Origin of the sequence: Pseudomonas sp. FYR_7, assembly GCF_043106155.1 — a bacterium.
GTDB lineage: Bacteria > Pseudomonadota > Gammaproteobacteria > Pseudomonadales > Pseudomonadaceae > Aquipseudomonas > Aquipseudomonas parafulva_B.
This window is the reverse complement of the sequence record NZ_JBICMI010000013.1, coordinates 74,227-87,612: the sequence shown is the minus strand read 5'-3', so window position 1 is coordinate 87,612 and position 13,386 is coordinate 74,227. Positions and strand designations below refer to the sequence as shown.

The 13,386-nt window shown below is 60.3% G+C and carries 16 protein-coding genes; 3 read left to right on the top strand and 13 right to left on the bottom strand.

Features of this window, described 5'->3' with window-relative positions:
- Positions 1-5: 5 nt before the first annotated feature.
- The 5 genes from pheS to thrS all read right to left on the bottom strand — a co-directional run bounded on the left by pheS (position 6) and on the right by thrS (position 4,246).
- On the bottom strand, positions 6-1,022 hold the full coding sequence (gene pheS, locus ACF8R3_RS02555; protein ID WP_058603341.1) for a phenylalanine--tRNA ligase subunit alpha: 1,017 nt from the start codon (positions 1,020-1,022) through the stop codon (positions 6-8).
- A 109-nt stretch (positions 1,023-1,131) separates the two neighbouring features.
- Positions 1,132-1,488, bottom strand: a complete 357-nt coding sequence (rplT, locus tag ACF8R3_RS02550) for a 50S ribosomal protein L20 (RefSeq protein WP_003250671.1) — start codon at positions 1,486-1,488, stop codon at positions 1,132-1,134.
- Positions 1,489-1,515: 27 nt separating this feature from the next.
- Positions 1,516-1,710 (bottom strand): 50S ribosomal protein L35, encoded by a 195-nt coding sequence (gene rpmI / locus ACF8R3_RS02545; RefSeq protein WP_003250667.1) that lies wholly within the window; start codon positions 1,708-1,710, stop codon positions 1,516-1,518.
- 62 nt (positions 1,711-1,772) lie between these two features.
- A complete protein-coding gene (gene infC, locus ACF8R3_RS02540) occupies positions 1,773-2,324 on the bottom strand; it encodes a translation initiation factor IF-3 (protein ID WP_178091251.1) in 552 nt (183 codons plus the stop codon).
- Positions 2,324-4,246 (bottom strand): threonine--tRNA ligase, encoded by a 1,923-nt coding sequence (gene thrS / locus ACF8R3_RS02535; protein WP_196186773.1) that lies wholly within the window; start codon positions 4,244-4,246, stop codon positions 2,324-2,326. Before thrS ends, infC begins: the two co-directional genes overlap by 1 nt.
- 334 nt (positions 4,247-4,580) lie before the next feature.
- Between thrS and ACF8R3_RS02530 the strand changes: the two genes are divergently transcribed.
- Together ACF8R3_RS02530 and ACF8R3_RS02525 are read left to right on the top strand one after the other, a co-directional pair.
- Positions 4,581-4,886 carry a hypothetical protein gene (locus ACF8R3_RS02530; protein ID WP_058637782.1) on the top strand — a complete coding sequence of 102 codons (306 nt, stop codon included), beginning with the start codon at positions 4,581-4,583 and terminating at the stop codon, positions 4,884-4,886.
- A gap of 162 nt (positions 4,887-5,048) precedes the next feature.
- Positions 5,049-5,261, top strand: coding sequence for a cold-shock protein (locus tag ACF8R3_RS02525; protein WP_038413369.1), 213 nt, complete (start codon positions 5,049-5,051; stop codon positions 5,259-5,261).
- 106 nt (positions 5,262-5,367) lie between these two features.
- Here the strand turns inward: ACF8R3_RS02525 and ACF8R3_RS02520 are convergent, their stop codons facing one another.
- Positions 5,368-5,688 carry an I78 family peptidase inhibitor gene (locus tag ACF8R3_RS02520; RefSeq protein ID WP_058637784.1) on the bottom strand — a complete coding sequence of 107 codons (321 nt, stop codon included), beginning with the start codon at positions 5,686-5,688 and terminating at the stop codon, positions 5,368-5,370.
- Positions 5,689-5,947: 259 nt separating this feature from the next.
- Here ACF8R3_RS02520 and ACF8R3_RS02515 point away from each other — a divergent pair, with 259 nt between their 5' ends.
- Positions 5,948-6,160 carry a hypothetical protein gene (locus tag ACF8R3_RS02515; protein ID WP_058637785.1) on the top strand — a complete coding sequence of 71 codons (213 nt, stop codon included), beginning with the start codon at positions 5,948-5,950 and terminating at the stop codon, positions 6,158-6,160.
- Here ACF8R3_RS02515 and ACF8R3_RS02510 read toward each other — a convergent pair.
- From ACF8R3_RS02510 to ACF8R3_RS02480, 7 genes are read right to left on the bottom strand one after another with little or no spacing between them, the layout of a single operon-like run.
- Complete coding sequence (locus tag ACF8R3_RS02510; protein WP_058637786.1) at positions 6,132-7,133, bottom strand: nucleoside hydrolase; 1,002 nt, start codon at positions 7,131-7,133, stop codon at positions 6,132-6,134. The two genes, ACF8R3_RS02515 and ACF8R3_RS02510, sit on opposite strands and share 29 nt — an antisense overlap.
- A 49-nt stretch (positions 7,134-7,182) precedes the next feature.
- Positions 7,183-7,581: a D-ribose pyranase gene (gene rbsD, locus ACF8R3_RS02505; RefSeq protein WP_182138751.1), complete on the bottom strand. Its 399-nt coding sequence runs from the start codon at positions 7,579-7,581 to the stop codon at positions 7,183-7,185.
- The gene (gene rbsK / locus ACF8R3_RS02500) at positions 7,578-8,486 is read right to left on the bottom strand and encodes a ribokinase (protein ID WP_058637788.1); all 909 of its coding nucleotides are present in this window, start codon (positions 8,484-8,486) and stop codon (positions 7,578-7,580) included. Before rbsK ends, rbsD begins: the two co-directional genes overlap by 4 nt.
- A 9-nt stretch (positions 8,487-8,495) precedes the next feature.
- Positions 8,496-9,518: a LacI family DNA-binding transcriptional regulator gene (locus ACF8R3_RS02495; RefSeq protein WP_078478397.1), complete on the bottom strand. Its 1,023-nt coding sequence runs from the start codon at positions 9,516-9,518 to the stop codon at positions 8,496-8,498.
- Between the two features lie 3 nt (positions 9,519-9,521).
- The gene (locus ACF8R3_RS02490; protein WP_058603349.1) at positions 9,522-10,517 is read right to left on the bottom strand and encodes an ABC transporter permease; all 996 of its coding nucleotides are present in this window, start codon (positions 10,515-10,517) and stop codon (positions 9,522-9,524) included.
- Positions 10,514-12,067 (bottom strand): sugar ABC transporter ATP-binding protein, encoded by a 1,554-nt coding sequence (locus ACF8R3_RS02485; protein ID WP_392514789.1) that lies wholly within the window; start codon positions 12,065-12,067, stop codon positions 10,514-10,516. The genes ACF8R3_RS02490 and ACF8R3_RS02485 overlap by 4 nt, the downstream gene beginning before the upstream one ends.
- Before the next feature lie 20 nt (positions 12,068-12,087).
- A complete protein-coding gene (locus ACF8R3_RS02480) occupies positions 12,088-13,047 on the bottom strand; it encodes a sugar ABC transporter substrate-binding protein (protein WP_100851770.1) in 960 nt (319 codons plus the stop codon).
- Positions 13,048-13,386 lie beyond the last annotated feature (339 nt).

Below are 13,386 nucleotides of genomic sequence, written 5' to 3'. Positions count from 1 at the left end.
TTGGCTTAGCGGAATTGGGCTAAGAACCGCAGGTCGTTGTCGAAGAACAAACGCAGATCGTTGACGCCATAGCGCAGCATGGCCAGGCGCTCGGCACCCATGCCGAAGGCAAAGCCCTGGAATTGCTCAGGATCGATGCCCGACATGCGCAGCACGTTCGGGTGCACCATGCCGCAGCCCATTACTTCCAGCCAGCCGGTCTGCTTGCACACGCGGCAGCCGTTGCCCGAGCACATGACGCACTGGATATCCACTTCGGCAGACGGCTCGGTGAAGGGGAAGAACGATGGACGGAAACGCACCGCCAGTTCTTTTTCGAAGAACACGCGCAGGAATTCTTCGATGGTGCCCTTGAGGTCGGCGAAATTGATGCCACGGTCGATCAGCAGGCCTTCGACCTGGTGGAACATCGGCGAGTGGGTGATATCCGAATCGCAGCGGTATACGCGGCCAGGACAGACAATGCGAATAGGTGGCTGGGTCGACTCCATGGTCCGCACCTGCACCGGCGAGGTGTGGGTACGCAGCAACATGTTGGCATTGAAGTAGAAGGTATCGTGCATCGCCCGGGCCGGATGGTGGCCGGGGATGTTGAGCGCTTCGAAGTTGTGATAGTCGTCTTCGACTTCAGGGCCTTCGGCAATGCCGTAGCCAATGTGCGTGAAGAACTGTTCGATGCGTTCGAGTGTACGGGTGATGGGGTGCAGGCCACCGGTGGCCTGGCCGCGGCCTGGCAGGGTCACATCAATGCATTCGGCAGCCAGACGAGCGCTGAGCTCGGCTTCTTCGAAAGCTGCCTTGCGTGCGTTCAGCACAACGGTGACGCGCTCTTTGGCGTCATTGATCAGCGCGCCCACTTTGGGCCGCTCCTCGGCTGGCAGGTTGCCCAGGGTCTTCATCACCTGGGTCAGCTCGCCCTTCTTGCCGAGATAGTTGACCCGGATCTGTTCCAGGGCATTGATGTCTTCAGCGCGCTCCACGGCCTCCAGGGCTTGGGAGACCAGCGCATCCAGGTTTTCCATGTACAGACTCCAGATACGAAAATAGGGGAAGAGCTTTGAAGGCTCTTCCCCTATCGATGACGTTCAATGCCCGACGACGTAGGCGCCGCCGGGTGATTGTCGCGGGTACTTAAGCCAGAACGGCTTTAGCTTTCTCGACAATCGCAGCAAACGCCGCTTTTTCGTTCACTGCCAGATCGGCCAGAACCTTACGGTCGATTTCGATCGAAGCCTTTTTCAGGCCAGCAATCAAACGGCTGTAGGACAGACCGTTGGTGCGGGCACCGGCGTTGATACGAGCGATCCACAGTGCGCGGAACTGACGCTTCTTCTGGCGACGGTCGCGGTAGGCGTATTGGCCTGCCTTGATGACCGCTTGCTTGGCAACACGGAATACGCGCGAGCGTGCACCGTAGTAACCTTTAGCCAGTTTCAGAATTTTCTTGTGACGCTTACGAGCGATGACGCCACGCTTAACACGAGCCATGAGTAACTTCCTCTATCTTAACCAGAATTAACGTACGCGCAGCATGCGCTCGACTTTTGCTACGTCGGACGGGTGCAGCAAGCTGGCACCGCGCAGTTGACGCTTACGCTTGGTCGACATTTTGGTCAGGATGTGGCTCTTGAAAGCGTGCTTGTGCTTGAAGCCCGAAGCGGTCTTCAGGAAGCGCTTCGCAGCACCGCTCTTGGTTTTCATTTTTGGCATGTTGGAACTCCGCATTCGATAAAAATTACACAATAATCATCAGGCCTGCCGTGCCCGGGAGATTATTTCTTCTTTTTGGGGGCGATGACCATCATAAGCTGGCGTCCTTCCATCTTAGGATGCTGCTCGACGGAACCGTATTCGATCAGGTCAGCTTCAACCCGCTTCAACAGCTCCATGCCCAGCTCCTGGTGGGCCATCTCACGACCACGGAATCTCAGAGAGATCTTGGCCTTGTCCCCTTCGGTAAGGAAACGTACCAGGTTGCGTAGTTTTACCTGGTAATCCCCTTCTTCCGTCCCTGGACGAAACTTGATTTCTTTAATCTGGATCTGTTTCTGGTTTTTCTTGGCTTCGTTGGCCTGCTTCTTCTTCTCGAAGAGGTGCTTGCCGTAGTCCATCACCTTGCAGACGGGTGGAACCGCGTCTGCAGAGATTTCCACCAGATCCAGCTTCGCTTCTTCAGCGATACGAAGCGCTTCATCAATCGAGACGATGCCAACCTGCTCGCCGTCTGCGCCAATTAACCGAACCTCGCGGGCCGAGATATTCTCGTTGATCGGGGCCTTCGGTACAGCACGTTTATCATTTCTCATTTCACGCTTAATAGTCATTACTCCGTTGTTTGGCGACCACGCCGGGAAACCGCTTGCGTCAGGAGCTCAGCGAACTGGGCGACGGGCATGGAGCCCAGGTCAGCGCCTTCGCGAGTACGCACTGCTACGGTCTGCGTTTCGACTTCGCGGTCCCCTATAACCAAAAGGTACGGGACCTTGAGCAAAGTATGCTCACGGATTTTAAAGCCGATCTTCTCATTTCTCAAGTCCGACTTGGCACGGAAACCGCTACCATTCAGAGTTTTCTCAACCTCAAGGGCGAAATCGGCCTGTTTGTCGGTGATATTCATAATCACCGCCTGCGTTGGCGCCAGCCAGGCAGGGAATACGCCGGCGTAGTGCTCGATCAGCATGCCGATGAAGCGCTCGAACGAACCCAAAATGGCGCGGTGCAGCATGACCGGGCGCACGCGGCTGTTGTCTTCGGCAATGTAGCTGGCGTCCAGGCGCTCCGGCAGGTTCGGGTCGTACTGCAGGGTGCCGCACTGCCAGTTACGGCCAAGGCAGTCACGCAGGGTGAACTCGATCTTCGGCCCGTAGAAAGCGCCCTCCCCTGGCTGGTATTCCCACTCCAGGCCAGATTCATTCAGGGCATCGGCCAACGCTCCCTCGGCACGGTCCCACAGCTCTTCAGAGCCAACGCGCTTGGCCGGACGAGTAGACAGCTTCATGGCGATGTCGCTGAAGCCAAAGTCCTTGTAAACGTCCAGGGTCAGCTTGATGAAGTCGGCGGCTTCTTTCTTCACCTGTTCTTCGGTGCAGAAAATGTGGGCATCGTCCTGTACGAAGCCACGCACACGCATGATGCCGTGCAATGCACCAGACGGCTCATTGCGGTGGCATGCGCCAAACTCGGCCAGACGCAGCGGCAGGTCGCGGTAGCTCTTGAGCCCCTGGTTGAAGACCTGCACGTGGCACGGGCAGTTCATCGGCTTGACCGCGTAGTCACGGCTCTCGGACGAGGTGGTGAACATGTTCTCGGCGTAGTTGGACCAGTGGCCGGAACGCTCCCACAGGATACGGTCGACCACTTGCGGGGTCTTGATTTCCTGATAACCGTTCTCGCGCTGAACGTTACGCATGTACTGCTCGAGCACTTGGTAGACAGTCCAGCCATTGGCATGCCAGAACACCATGCCCGGTGCTTCTTCCTGCAGATGGAACAGGTCGAGCTGCTTACCGATCTTGCGATGGTCGCGCTTCTCGGCTTCTTCGATGCGCTGGATGTAGGCCGCCAGCTGCTTCTTGTCAGCCCAGGCGGTGCCGTATACCCGCTGCAACTGTTCGTTCTTGGCATCGCCGCGCCAGTAGGCGCCGGACAGCTTGGTCAGCTTGAATGCCTTGAGGAAGCGGGTGTTGGGCACGTGCGGGCCGCGGCACATGTCCACGTATTCCTCGTGGTAGTACAGGCCCATGGCCTGTTCGTTTGGCATGTCCTCGACCAGGCGCAGCTTGTAGTCTTCGCCACGGGCAGTAAACACGTCGATGACTTCGGCGCGCGGGGTCATTTTCTTGATGACGTCGTAGTCAGTATCGATCAGCTGCTGCATGCGCTTCTCGATGGCCGCCAGGTCATCCGGCGTGAAGGGCCGCTCGTAAGCGATGTCGTAGTAGAAGCCTTCGTCGATCACCGGGCCGATCACCATCTTGGCGGTCGGATACAGCTGCTTCACCGCATGGCCAACCAGGTGGGCGCACGAGTGACGAATGATCTCCAGTCCCTCTTCATCTTTGGGGGTGATGATCTGCAGGGTAGCGTCGTTCAGGATCAGGTCGCAGGCGTCGACCAGCTTGCCATCTACCTTGCCGGCAACGGTGGCCTTGGCCAGACCGGCGCCGATGGATGCGGCGACCTCGGCAACGGACACGGGGTGATCGAACGAACGTTGGCTGCCATCGGGAAGAGTAATGGTGGGCATTGGCGCCTCCTCTCCTAGTGGTGACCCCTACCAAAGGTCACGTGGGTTGGGATGAGCCAGTACAAGATCCGAACCTGCCTTCCGCTGACGGGAAGCCTGCCTCACAGTGGCAGAAGCCTTTGGGCTTGCGGGGACGAACCAGAGTGACTGGAAAGAAAATAGAACTGCAGCGGGGACGTTCTCAGCTGCAAGCCGGGCATGCTAGCACGCAGTCAGAGCCGCGCGCAGGAATATTTGGAAATTGCCACTGATGGTGAACTTCCGCGACAGCTTCCCTATCAGACGTGTGGAAACAACTACTCTTGATGAGAACTGACCCAAGGAGTAATCGGTTATGCGAGTTCCGTCTCTTCTGGCCCTGGCGGCCGCTGGCGCCCTGCTGATGCCAATGGCCGCGAACGCCGGCAACTTCCCTGCCGGCAAGGAAGGTGCCTATATGGCCCAATGCACGCAAGTTGCCGCTGGCCAGGGCGTTGATGCCGCCGCAGCGAAAAAGCACTGCGAATGTGGTGCACAAGCGATCAAGAAGAATTTCTCCGACGCTGAAATTGCTGACCTCGACAGCAAGGATGGCGTGGACGCCAAACTCATGCAAAAGGCGCAAAACGTCGTTAAACAGGCCTGCGCACCTAAAAGCTGATGTTATGTAGCTGCGCGTGTCCGGCGATAAATTGCGCTGGATCAACCTGCCACGAAGGTAAAAAGACGCGACAGCCGCAGAATTAGACTATGATGTACCGGTGCTCCGTAGCTTTGGCCGCATTGCACCACCGAAAATACTAAATGTTCTGGAGATTCACCCATGTCCAATCGCCAAACCGGCACCGTCAAATGGTTCAATGATGAAAAAGGCTATGGCTTCATCACTCCACAAGGCGGCGGCGACGACCTGTTCGTTCACTTCAAAGCCATCGAATCTGACGGATTCAAGAGCCTGAAAGAAGGCCAAACTGTTTCCTTCGTCGCCGAGCGCGGCCAGAAGGGCATGCAGGCTGCGCAGGTTCGTCCGGAGTAATTCGGACAGCCGTAAAAAAACCCGCCCCCGTGGCGGGTTTTTTTGAGTTGGCTTTGACAGCTCAACGCGCACAGGGCACTGATGCCCTCCATACGCGAGGCAAATCTTAGCCGCAGTTAACGCGTGTTACACGCCCTTGCTCATCGACATTCAAGTTCAGCCGCTCCGAGCGGTATTCCAGGGTGACCACATCGTGGGGTTTGAGTATGCGCGCCATTTGCGAGCCGCTCGCCTTGCGGGCCTGCTCCAGCAGCTCTGCACTACCCATCTTGCCCACTGCAAAATCAGCGCCGCTGGCCTGGCAGCGACCATCATCGCCCGCAGGTGCCTCAGGCACTTGACCGCCACTGGAGTCGCCACCAGTGCTGCAGCCTGCCAGGACAGCAGCCACCGCCAGGGTCGCCAGATAAGCACGGGTACGTAACATTAAGCCTCCTAGATCATTTGGGAACTGCCTGATCCGACAGCCCCACCCTAAATTCGTTGCAAAACTCGCCAAGTCTGCACCATCCCGGCGGCTGATGGGGGAAGACAATCGTGACCGAATTTTACCATTCGGCCCACACGCCGCTTGGTTTGGCCTGCAAAGTCATGATTTACTTTAAGAAGTGAAGGCATAGTGCCTGCTACGAATACCCGGTTTGGTCATTCGTTCTTTCATCCCGCGCCGCAAGCGAGAGCTTTTCATGAGCACCCACAGCATCGATGCCGACATCAAGGTCAAATGGGCCGAGGGCCAGAGCGCCTATAGCCCCAGCACCCCGGAGGAGCTGCTGCTGATCGCCATCGACCTCCTGGTACGTGACCGCGGCGCAGAAGCAGCGCGCGGCTTCATCGACCAGGTGGTCGAACGGTATGCACCACGCCCTGCTACTTTAAACGCGCCAACCGCTCGCTGAGCAGGTCGAACAGCCCCTGAGCATCCCCCTCCTCCACCCACATGACATTGGCCGGTTGCTTGAGCACCCCGTACCAATCAGCCACGGTCTGGCCGAAGGTAGGGCCCTCGCGGGTATCGATTGACATGTGAATGCGCCGGCCGCTGAACTGCTGGGGTCTGAGCAGATAGGCAATGACGCTGGCGTCATGCACCGGGCCGCCGGGCATCCCGTACAACGCCATGTCATGGGTGATGTAGGCATTGAGGATATCCACCACACGCTTGCTGGCCTGCGTATTGACGCCAGCCAGTTGCTTGAGCCGTGCTTCGCTGGTCAACAGCTTATGGGTCACATCCAGGGGCAGGTAGGTCAACGGCACGCCACTTGCCAGCACCACAGCGGCCGCGTGCGGGTCGGCATACAGGTTGAACTCGGCCACAGGCGTGATGTTGCCACCGTTAAAGTGAGCCCCGCCCATCACCACCACTTCCTTGATGCCCTGAGCGATCTCCGGGCGCTGTATCAAGGCCAGGGCCAGGTTGGTCTGCGGACCGAGCATGGCCAGGGTCACGCTGTGTGGCGGCGCCGCACCTAGGGTGTCGACCAGGTACTGAACAGCGTTGCCGCTCGCCAAAGGCTGCTTGGGTTCATGCACTTCAACCCCGGTGACGCCTTCTTCGCCGTGCACTTCAGCCGCGTAGATCGGGGCGCGCACCAAGGGGCGACCCGCACCGGCGTATACCGGGACATCCTCGCGACCGGCCCACTCACGGGCTAGGCGAGCGTTACGTGCGGTCTTCTCCAGGCGCACATTGCCGGCGACTGTCGTGATGGCACGAATTTTCAGCTCATCAGGCGAGGCCATGGCCAGGAACAGGGCCACCAGATCGTCAGCCCCCGGATCGGTGTCGATGATCAGGTCGATAGGTGCCGCTTGTATGGCAGACGCTGCAGCCATGAGTGCGAGTCCTTGAAGCAGGGGTTTTAGCATGACGAGGGCACTCCTGTTGCCAGTGGATATCGAGTAAGGACCGTCGGTGTCAGAAGGTTACACCGGACACCAGGGCGATGTTGCTGTAAGGCTGGCACTCGCCCGTGCGCACCATGGCCCGGGCCTTGCGCGACAGCATCTTGAACGCTTCGTGGGGCATGTATTCACGCTCGCCCAGCGTGTCGCTCAGGCGCTCGATTTCTGCAAACGCCGGCGGCTCCACGGTTTGTATCTCTTCAGCCAGCACGTGCCGCTCGACCTGCAGCTCGCTCAGGACGCACCGCAGCACACTGGCAAAGTCAGGCAGCCCTGGGGTGACAGCCAAGTCGATCAGCTCCACGCCGTGCGGTACGGGCAACCCGGCATCGCCGATGATCAGGATGTCGCCATGGCCCATGCTGGCAATGGCCCGAGACAGTGCAATGTTCAGCAGCGGCGTCTTCTTCATGGCAGCAGCTCCGCGAGCCTGGGGATGGAAGGTTGCGCGCCGGCCCGGGTCACCGACAGGGCAGCCGCCCGTTGCCCGAAGCGGATTGCCTCGCCCTCCTCCAGGCCCTGCACCAACCCCGCCGCAAAGCCTCCGATGAAGGTGTCCCCTGCAGCGGTGGTGTCCAAGGCTTTTACCACGGGTGCCGGATAATGCTGGTGGCCATCGGGCGTGATCAGCAAGGCACCTTGGGCGCCGAGGGTAATGATCACTTTGCCAGCTCCCAGCGCGAGCAGGCGCGTGCCTGCCAGTAAAGCGCTGGCCTGATCATGCACGGCAACACCGGTCAACGCCTCGGCCTCGCTTTCGTTGGGCGTGAGGTAGTCGACATGGTTGAACCATTCGGCGGGCAGCGGCCCTGTTGCTGGCGCTGGGTTGAGTATCACCCGTTTGCCGAGCTGACGGCCTCTGGCCAAGGTCCAGGCCACGGTAGGCAATGGCACTTCAAGTTGGCAGATGATCACCTGCGCCGCCTGCAGCAAGCCGTCGAAGCGCGCTACGGCGTCGGGTACCAGCAACCCATTGCCCCCAGGCACAATGACGATGCAGTTCTGGCTGGCCGCGTCGACGGTGATCATCGCCACCCCCGTGGACACGCCGGCGCAGGTGACCACGCCCTGACAGTCAATGCCTTCCACTTCCAGGGCATTGCGCAATTGCAAACCGTAGGCGTCGTCGCCGACGCAGCCGATCATTGCCGCGCTGGCGCCCAGCCGCGCGACCGCCACGGCCTGGTTGGCACCCTTGCCTCCGGCAGCGGTGAAGAAGGTATCGCCGGCCAATGTCTCGCCAGGCCGTGGCAGGCGCTGAGCGCGCGCTACCAGGTCCATGTTGAGGCTGCCGACTACCACGACCTTGGCACTCATGCGGTTTCCTTAGCGGTAATCGTTGAACAGATCCGGGCGCGGCCCGGTGGACTCGCGCAACACGATGCGCGGGGTGACGATGCGCTGCTGCGCCGAGCTATTGCGAGGCTGAGCGATACGCGCCAGCAGCAGCGCCGCAGCGCTCTCGCCAAGCTCGCGGATGGACTGCCCCACAGTGGTCAAGGGTGGGTAGACGTAGCGGCTCAGCTCGATGTCGTCGAAGCCGATCACCGACAGCGCACCCGGCACGTCGATGTGGCGCTCGGCCGCTGCGCGCAATACGCCGAACCCGATCATGTCGTTGCCCGCAAAAATGGCCGTCGGCCGCGGCCCTGCCAGCAGCTCGGCAGCTGCAGCGTGACCGCCTGGGCTGGTGAAGTCACAATGGCGCACGCGCTCAGGGGCCACGGTGACGCCCGCCTCGGCCAAGGCTCGACGAAAACCGCCCAGGCGCATCTGCGTCACCCCGGTTTCTGCTGGCCCACCGATGTAGGCGATATCCCGATGGCCAAGCTCCAACAGATGGCGCGTAGCCAGGTAGGCGCCCAGCTCATGATCGATCCGCACCAGATCGGCATCGACGCCTTCGAGCTCTCGGTCCACGATGACCATGGGTGTGCGCACCTCTGCCAGGCTTTGCAACAAGTCGTCATCCTGCCCTACCGACCCGACCACCAGCCCATCGATGCGCTTTTCCAACAGCACCCGCAGGTAATTACGCTGCTTTTGAGGGTCGTCGTCGGAATTGCACAGGATCACGCAATAGCCATTGCGCTCGCACGCGTCTTCAATGCCGCGGGCCAGCTCGGCGAAATAGGGGTTGACGCTATTGGGCACAAGCAAGCCGATGGTGGCCGTGCTGCGTGCCTTGAGCGACCGCGCGACGGCGCTGGGCACGTAGTCAAGCTCCCGTATGGCGGCCTCGACTTTGAGCCGAACAGGCTCGCTCACCGGCCGCGTTTTGTTCAACACGTGGGACACGGTGGTGTAAGAAATCCCCGCCAGGGCCGCGACGTCTTTGATGGTTGCCATGGTTCAGTTCCGCCGGGCTGCGCGCCGGCTGCGATAAGTGTCGAGCACCACGGCAATGACGATCACAGCGCCGGTAATGATGCGTTTGGTTGGCTCGCTGGCACCGATCTGCGCAAGGCCCGCTGCCAGCACGGAAATGATGAGCACGCCAAAAAAGGTGCTGATGACCGAGCCACGCCCACCCATCAGGCTGGTACCGCCGATCACGACGGCGGCAATCACCTGCAACTCCAGGCCGGAGCCCGCATTGGGGTCGGCCGCCTCCAGGCGCGACACCTGAAACAACGCAGCCAGGCCAGCCAGCAGCCCCATCAGGGCGAAGACCAGTACCTTGTAGGGGCGCGGGTCGATACCAGCCAGGCGCACGGCTTCTTCATTGGTGCCGATCCCGATCAGGTAGCGCCCGAATACGGTACGGGTGAGCACCAGGTGAGCGATTACGATCACCAGCAAGGCGATGATGAACGCGGGTGATATACCGAAGGCTATCGGGTTGGAGAACCAGGCATAGGCATCGCCGATGTAGGCCGTGCGCGAATCGGTGAACTGGTAGGCCAGGCCGCGGGCCATTTCCAGCACGCCCAACGAGACGATGAACGAAGGGATGCGCCAGGCCACGGTGACGACGCCGGTAACGCTGCCAGCCAATGCGGCCACCGCCATGCCCAGCAGTGCAGCCGGCACGATGCTCCAGCCCCAGCCAAGAATCGCAACGCTGACTGTCGATGCGGCCAGGGCCAGCACCGAACCGACCGACAGGTCGATGCCGCCGATGATCAGCACGAACGTCATGCCCACGGCCAATACCATCAAGTCAGGTATCTGGTTGGCCAGGGTACTGAACGTACCGTATGACCAGAAATGGCTGCTCAGCATCGAGAACAGCACGATCATCGCCAGCAAGGCGCCGGCCAGCCCCAGGTAAGTACCAAGGCCCAAGTAGGTGCCGCTGCGGCGTGCCGGGGCAGCGCTTTGGTTTTCGAGCGGTGTGGTTTTCATGCGTCCATCCTGGGGGCTGCAGGGTGCAGCAGTGCGTCACGTTTCTGATAGCCGGCGAAGGCTGCCGCCAGCAACTGGTCCTGGGTCCAGTGGTCACGTTCGAAGGTGTCGATCAACCGACCGGCAGACAAGACCGCAATGCGGTCGCAGATCAGCATCAACTCGCGCAGATCGCTGGAGACCACGACCAGGGCCTTGCCCTGCCGAGCGAGTTCGGCGAGCAAACCGTAGATGTCGAACTTGGCACCGACATCGATGCCGCGCGTAGGCTCGTCGAACAGCAAGACCCGGCAATCGCGCTCGAGCCAGCGGCCGATCACCACCTTCTGCTGATTACCACCAGACAGCTCGCCGACCACTTGATCAGCGCCGGCACTGCGAATGCGCATGGCCTGTATTTGCCGCTCGGCCAAGTCGCGTTCGGCTTGGCGGTCCAGGACGCCAGCCCGCGACACCGCACCCAGGTTGCCCAAGGCGATGTTGGCGCTGATCGACTGGCTCAACAGCAGGCCTTCGCCTTTGCGATCTTCGGTGATCAGGGCAATACCCGCGTTGACGGCGGACTTTGGCGAATCGATGGTGACGGGCAGCGGCGGCTGGCCCAGGGCAATGCTACCGCTGTCGGCGCGGTCGGCGCCGTAGATCAACCGCAGAAGCTCTGTACGGCCCGCGCCGATCAGCCCGGAGATACCGAAGATCTCCCCAGCACGGACTTCAAAGGACACCTCCTGCACCTTCTCGCCCCGGCTGAGCTTGTCCACCCTGAGCAGTGGACCACCTAACGAGCGGCGGCCCAGATCGATGTGTTCGCCCAGTTCACGCCCAACCATCAGGTTGACCAACTCGGCGCTGCTGTAGCGCTGGATCGGTTCGTCGCATACCAGCCTGCCATCGCGCAGCACGACGATACGCTGAGCGACGCGCTGCAGTTCTTCGAGCCGATGGGAGATATAGACGATAGCCACCCCCCGGGCGCGCAAGCGCTCGATCTGGGTGAACAGCAATTCCACCTCGCGCGCGGTCAGCATGGCGGTGGGTTCATCGAAGATCAGCACGTGGCAATCTCCGATCAGGTTGCGGGCAATCTCGACCATTTGCTGATGACCGATGCCCAACTCTCCGACCGGGGTATCGGGGTCAATGGCCTCCAGCCCCACCTGGGCCATGGCATCGACAGCCATCTGGCGCAGGCGCTTCTGGCTGATCCAGCCGAGGCAGCTGGGCAGGTTGTCCAGAAACAGGTTTTCTGCCACGGTCAGGGTGGGCAACAGGTTCAGTTCCTGCATCACCATGCGCACGCCGAGGCGCTCGGCCTCGCGGCGACTGGCCGGCGCATAGGCTTGCCCGCGGTAGAGCATGTGCCCGGCAGTGGGGGTTTCCAGGCCGCTGATCAACTTGGACAAGGTGCTCTTGCCAGCGCCGTTTTCGCCGGTCAAGGCCAGCACCTCGCCGGCACGCAGCTCCAGGCTCACCTCGCCCAGCACCGGCTGGGCGTACGTCTTGCCGAGGCCGCTGGCAGCCAGGACCACGTCATGGGCCGATGCGGACATCGCCGTGTCTCCTGGCAGCATCAAGGTTGCTTCGTAATCAGTTCGACCGGGGTCTGGATGACGTTATCGGCATCCACATCCGGCTTCTCGCCCTTGACCATTTTCAGCGCGGCCTGGATACCGAAAACGGCTTGCTGACTGGCTGCCTGATCAAGCGTGGCCAGTACGCGGCCGTCGGCAATCATGGGCTTGATGGCATTGATGTTATCGTAACCGACCACCTGCACCTGGCCAGCCTTGCCAGCCGCGCGCACGGCCGAGACCGCGCCCAGGGCCATGCTGTCGTTGCCTGCCAGCAATGCCTTGAGGTCAGGGTATTCGTTAAGCATGGACGCGGCGACGGCATTGCCTTTGTCGATTTCCCAATTGCCGCTCTGCGTGGAGACGATCTTGATCTGTGCAGCATCCATCGCCTCCTTGAAGCCTGCGGTACGCTGCTGGGCATTGGTGGTGGTCGGCACGCCTTCGATGATGCCCACCTGATCGCCCGCCTTGAGTTTTTCCGTGGCCAAGTATTCGCCCACCAGGCGCGCGCCCTTGCGGTTGTCAGGGCCTACGAAGGGTACGCTGATGCCTTTGCTCTTGAGCAGCTCGGGGTCAAGTCGGTTGTCGATGTTGATCACCACCACACCCTGGTCCATTGCTTTTTTCACAGCTGAGACCAGTGCTTTGGAGTCTGCCGGCGCGATCACCAGCGCCTTGGCACCGGCGTTGACCATCTGCTCGACGATGCGGATCTGCTCGCCTGTGTCGGTCTCGTTCTTGATGCCGTTGGCCACCAGATCGAATTCGCCTGCGTGGGTTTGCTGGTAGGCCTTGGCACCGTCTTCCATGGTGCGGAAAAACTCATTGGCCAATGATTTCATGACCAACGCCACCTTGGGCTTGTCTTCGGCATGAGCCGCCGAAAATGGCATGGCAATGGACAAGGACGAAAGAACAGCGACGGCCAGCAAGCGGCCTGGGAACGGCAGTTTCATGGGCGATGACTCCGAATCTTGTTTTTTTGTCGGAAAGCAAACGTTTGCGCTGAGTAACTATGCGAACGCGCCAAGCGTTTGTCAAATACGCTCAGCTGACTCCCGGGCAAGATTATCCGTAAATTTCCGGATAACCGAACACGTTTTCCTACAAATATTCGGGTTTTCGAATGAAATACTTCCGACCCTGATTGCGCACGTCATTCGACCGCCTAACAAGACGTCACCCTCATCACGCACGAGGTAGGGTTGAGCCTGCCCAAACGCTATGTCACGAGTTGTTACAGAGGCTATTGGCGATCTGGTACGGAACATGCCTTAGCGACTGCGCGACGCACT

Coding starts and splice junctions, on each gene's coding strand:
- ACF8R3_RS02510 (WP_058637786.1), bottom strand. CDS start 7,133: ATGCTAAAACCCCTGCTTCAAGGACTCGCACTCATGGCTGCAGCGTCT.
- ACF8R3_RS02525 (WP_038413369.1), top strand. CDS start 5,049: ATGTCCAATCGCCAAACCGGCACCGTCAAATGGTTCAATGATGAAAAA.
- ACF8R3_RS02490 (WP_058603349.1), bottom strand. CDS start 10,517: ATGAAAACCACACCGCTCGAAAACCAAAGCGCTGCCCCGGCACGCCGC.
- ACF8R3_RS02480 (WP_100851770.1), bottom strand. CDS start 13,047: ATGAAACTGCCGTTCCCAGGCCGCTTGCTGGCCGTCGCTGTTCTTTCG.
- ACF8R3_RS02515 (WP_058637785.1), top strand. CDS start 5,948: ATGAGCACCCACAGCATCGATGCCGACATCAAGGTCAAATGGGCCGAG.
- rbsD (WP_182138751.1), bottom strand. CDS start 7,581: ATGAAGAAGACGCCGCTGCTGAACATTGCACTGTCTCGGGCCATTGCC.
- ACF8R3_RS02485 (WP_392514789.1), bottom strand. CDS start 12,067: ATGTCCGCATCGGCCCATGACGTGGTCCTGGCTGCCAGCGGCCTCGGC.
- pheS (WP_058603341.1), bottom strand. CDS start 1,022: ATGGAAAACCTGGATGCGCTGGTCTCCCAAGCCCTGGAGGCCGTGGAG.
- thrS (WP_196186773.1), bottom strand. CDS start 4,246: ATGCCCACCATTACTCTTCCCGATGGCAGCCAACGTTCGTTCGATCAC.
- infC (WP_178091251.1), bottom strand. CDS start 2,324: ATGACTATTAAGCGTGAAATGAGAAATGATAAACGTGCTGTACCGAAG.
- ACF8R3_RS02520 (WP_058637784.1), bottom strand. CDS start 5,688: ATGTTACGTACCCGTGCTTATCTGGCGACCCTGGCGGTGGCTGCTGTC.
- rbsK (WP_058637788.1), bottom strand. CDS start 8,486: ATGAGTGCCAAGGTCGTGGTAGTCGGCAGCCTCAACATGGACCTGGTA.
- ACF8R3_RS02495 (WP_078478397.1), bottom strand. CDS start 9,518: ATGGCAACCATCAAAGACGTCGCGGCCCTGGCGGGGATTTCTTACACC.
- ACF8R3_RS02530 (WP_058637782.1), top strand. CDS start 4,581: ATGCGAGTTCCGTCTCTTCTGGCCCTGGCGGCCGCTGGCGCCCTGCTG.
- rplT (WP_003250671.1), bottom strand. CDS start 1,488: ATGGCTCGTGTTAAGCGTGGCGTCATCGCTCGTAAGCGTCACAAGAAA.
- rpmI (WP_003250667.1), bottom strand. CDS start 1,710: ATGCCAAAAATGAAAACCAAGAGCGGTGCTGCGAAGCGCTTCCTGAAG.